Source organism: Chitinophaga sp. (assembly GCF_036566945.1).
In the GTDB taxonomy this organism is placed as follows: Bacteria; Bacteroidota; Bacteroidia; order Chitinophagales; family Chitinophagaceae; genus Chitinophaga.
This window is the reverse complement of the sequence record NZ_DATCVJ010000174.1, coordinates 1-4,191: the sequence shown is the minus strand read 5'-3', so window position 1 is coordinate 4,191 and position 4,191 is coordinate 1. Positions and strand designations below refer to the sequence as shown.

General features: G+C 43.7%; 2 protein-coding genes. Both read right to left on the bottom strand.

Annotated features, from left to right (window positions below; genetic code table 11):
• Positions 1-824 (bottom strand): SusD/RagB family nutrient-binding outer membrane lipoprotein (locus tag VIP81_RS05000; protein ID WP_331957376.1); only part of this gene is annotated, 824 nt, incomplete at its 3' end.
• Positions 825-861: 37 nt separating this feature from the next.
• Positions 862-4,143 (bottom strand): SusC/RagA family TonB-linked outer membrane protein, encoded by a 3,282-nt coding sequence (locus VIP81_RS04995; RefSeq protein ID WP_331957375.1) that lies wholly within the window; start codon positions 4,141-4,143, stop codon positions 862-864.
• Positions 4,144-4,191 lie beyond the last annotated feature (48 nt).

Genomic DNA, 4,191 nt, shown 5'->3' with positions numbered 1-4,191 from the left:
GCATTATCACTAATCAGCGGATACTTAGATGGATTACTCAACATAGTAGTCACCGCCGCTTTTGCAGCAGATTCCTTCACGTAGGAGGTATGCATTAATAAACGCAAACGCAGAGAGTTGGTATAGCGTCTCCAGAGATTCAGATCGCCTCCCAGCATAAGGTCAGCTTTCTGAAGTGTAGCAGCAGTTACGATAGACAATTGTGCTGTTTCAAAGTAGCTGTTCAGATTGTCCAGTCCGGTGATCAGCGTATCATATAAAGCAGCGGCATCATCGAAAGGAGCGGCCTGTACATCACGATCGGGTGTATTAAGGGAGCCGGCTTGCGTGAAAGGAATATCTCCCCAGAGATCTATCATCTGTGCAGCCTGGTCGTATAAAACAACTTTGGCACAATTCAGATAAACCAATTGGTCAGCCTGATCGGCTGTTGTTAATTTTCCGAATGTAGTTTGCATTTCCCTGTAGTTAGCCATGATACCAGGGCCAACATAGTTCAGGTCATTGTCATCACTTTTAGCTCCTGCGTAAAAATCAACCCAACGATTTTCTGTATAGCTCAGTGAAGGGATATACATTTTGTTGGACGGATACATCGCTGTTGTTTGGGAAAAAGCAGCGGTGGTGGGCAGTATAAAGGTCGCATAGTCCCAGTAAGAAGGGCGCATACGCTTGTTGATGAACATACCGCTGAGTTGTTTGCTCAGCGATCCTTTATCTGTTAACTCCGGATTAGAATAATCATCTGCGATCTGTTTCTTACAGGCACTAAAAGTAGCGACCATTAAGACAAGCAGTGAAGTATTTATTAAGAAACGTTTCATTTTAATCTGTTAAGTTCGTTTACAAATCAGTATCCTCCTAGAAGCGGGCACGCACGCTGGCACCGAGACTTCTTGTTGGTCCGGCAGTACCGCCGTCAATACCCTGACTAAACCACTGAGAACCTACTGCTACTTCCGGATCTAAACCTTTTGGTAAGGTTTTCCATATGTAAAAGAGGTTTCTGCCGATCAGAGAGAACTGTAATCCCTGGAAATGCATTTTCTCAACAATACGTTTAGGCATGTTGTAAGTAAGCGTTACTTCGCGAAGCTTCACATAGCTGTTTTTCATTACTGCATTTTCATACAGACCGTTGGTTTGCCAGTCATACTGATTCATGTAATACTGCGCAGCAGTGATTACTTTTTCATTCTTTTTACCATCGGCAGTTACACCGGGTAAGATTACACCATCATGTTGCGCACCATTTGGATTAGCCACCAGGTTACCGCTGGCATAGTCTACCGCATCATATGCAATACCGCCGTGTGCAGCATCTCTATATTGCAGGGTACTGTTGAACATACCTGCACCAATCTGGTAGTAGTAAGGAATAGATACCATGTCACCACCTAAGCGGTAATCCAGGGTAAAGTCCAATGTAAAGCTTTTATAGCTGAGGGAGTTGGAGAAACCACCTACTACTTTAGGCATAATGTTACCCGCTAATTCCCAGGCACCGGTATTGGCAGTATAGATACCATCTGCATTTACCAGGTAGTTACCATTTGCATCTTTATCGCGTGGGTGTACATAAATATTACCCAATGGATCGCCTACGTTGGATTGCAGCAGCAGGTATCCACCATCATAGCTCTGCATGGTTAAGGTAGTCATACCATCTTTCAGAGCAGTCAGTTTGTTCTTGTTTACTGCAAAGTTGAAGCGGGTAGTCCAGCGGAAATCTTTGGTAGTAATCGGTGTAGCATTGATAGCTGCTTCATAACCGTAGTTGCTCAGATCACCTGCATTCATCAACTGAGAAGTAGCACCAGCTGATGCCGGGGTACTCAGTGTCAGGATCTGATTCATTACTTTGTTGTTGTAGTAGCTGACATCAACACTGATCTTATTCTTCAGGAATCTAGCTTCCAGACCAACTTCTGTTTCTCTTTTCTTTTCTGATGTCAGGTCGTTGTTACCAAAAGCAGAAGGATTAGATTGTTGGTAAGGAATGTTGTTCTTACTAATAGTAATGGCGTATGGATTGTATAGAATGTTAGCCTGATACATATTTGGATGGTTACCCACCAGACCATAAGATGCCCTGATTTTTGCATAATCAACAAAAGAAGGCATTTTCACCACTTCAGACAGCAGGAATCCAGCATTCACAGAAGGATAGAAATACTTATTATTCGCTACCGGCAAAGTAGAGGTAGACTCATAACGACCGGTTCCTTCCAGGAACAGGAAGCCTTTATAAGCCAGGTTCAGCATACCAAAACCGGCTACATCTGTTTGTTCTGCACGGATGCTCTTTGTATATATAGGGCTGGCAGAATTGATTAAACTGAACCAGTTTTCATCCAGTAAGCCATCCTTGGTTTGTGTAAACAAGTTCTTGTAAGTCTGCTTACGACCGGTAACACCACCTGTTAAAGATACATCAAAGTCTTTGGCTACTTTAGGATTGTACACCAACATCGCATCTCCGTAGAATGAATTGTTGTTACGGTTAGTTACAGCATATTGTCCGGTGTAACCATAAGCAGCAGGTTTTGTATTGTACTGCTCATCAGTGGTAGTTACGTTAGTGAAATCACCGCCTACACGACCTCTGAAACGCAAGCTGTTCAGGATACCTACATTCAGGGTAGCACTGTTGATAAAGCGATTCTGTGTTTCATCGTACTTGTTACGCAGGTTGTTCCACAGATAGTCCATCACATTGGTAGCTCTGAAACGGTAAGCCATTTTCTCGTCCTGACCGTATTGTGTATTGTCAGCAGCAACATATTTGTAGCCGTCGCTGGTTTGATATTTATTAAAGAACGTATTCATGTCATCGAAGCGGCTGAAGAAGCCATCAAATGAACCAAATATGTTGCTCATCACATTCGCACGGTTGTGAACGAAGGTATTGTTGTAGGTAGATATCAGATCTACACTAACTTTTTCGCTCAGCTTTAAAGTACCGTTGAAGTTGAAGTTATTTTTATAAAGATTACTTCCCGGCATGATGCTCTTATAATCTACACGATTGTAAGAAAAGCGGAAACTTCCTTTATCACTGGCGTTGGAGATAGCTACGTTTGCAGCAGAGTTGTAGCCAGTTTGGAAAAAATCCTTATAGTTATCTTTCTGTGCTACATATTTACGGGTAGACCCATCCCAGTATTTCACATCACGGCCATCGAACTTAGGACCGAACTGGTCATACGCCCTGTAATAAGGGTGCATAGCGCCATCCGCATCTTTAATCCAGCCATCGGCAGTAGCGCCTACTGACAGGTTAGTAGCAGCGTCGTATCCCGGACCATATTCATTCTGATAATCAGGAGAAGAGGCCAGTCTTTCCTGGTTGTAAACGTAGTTAACATCTACATTCAAACCACGACCTTTCAGACCTTTCTTGGTGGTGATTACCACCACACCGTTGGTTGCTTCAGAACCATACAGCGCGGATGCACTTGCTCCTTTCAGGATCGTCAGTGTTTCAATGTCTTCCGGATTGATGTCCAACGCACCATTACCCTCAATTCTTGAGTTGCTGGTACCAAAAGTGTTACTCGTAGGGTCATTAAAGTTTCTCAGTGGCACACCATCCACCACATACAGTGGTTGTGTACTTAAGCCTACGGAGGATACTCCCCTCACCTGCACGGAAACACCGCTGGCAGCACCACCTGGCGCTGAAACAACTTTGACACCGGCAGCTTTACCATATAAAGCGGAGGCGAAGTTGGTGCTTCCACTTTCGGTCAGTTCTTTGGAACTTACTGTACTAACAGAATAACCCAATGCTTTGGCTTCTCTCTTAATACCCATGGCGGTAACAACCACCTCGTTCAGATTCTTATTATCTTCTTTTAATACAATGTTTAGGGTAGACTGTCCATTAACAGCTACTTCCTGGTTGACAAATCCTATGTAGGAAAAAATGAGGGTAGCAGTAGGTGCTACCTGAATTTTGAATGTTCCATCGGGGCCTGTGGTAGCCCCGTTGGAGGCGTTTTTCTCTTTAACAGTTACACCTGGTAAAGGCGTTCCGTGTGCATCCTTTACGGCGCCCGTAAAAGCTTTCTTATCCTGCGCCCATGCAGTGATACAGCAGCATAAGAAAAGCAACGTGGTGAGAAGAAGTGATCTTCGCATAGCTTCCTTTTGGTTTAGTGAATTATAACAAGTGAATCAGACACATAA

What these genes read in the sequence shown, in the direction of transcription:
- VIP81_RS04995 (WP_331957375.1), bottom strand. Translation starts at nt 4,143, where the DNA reads ATGCGAAGATCACTTCTTCTCACCACGTTGCTTTTCTTATGCTGCTGT.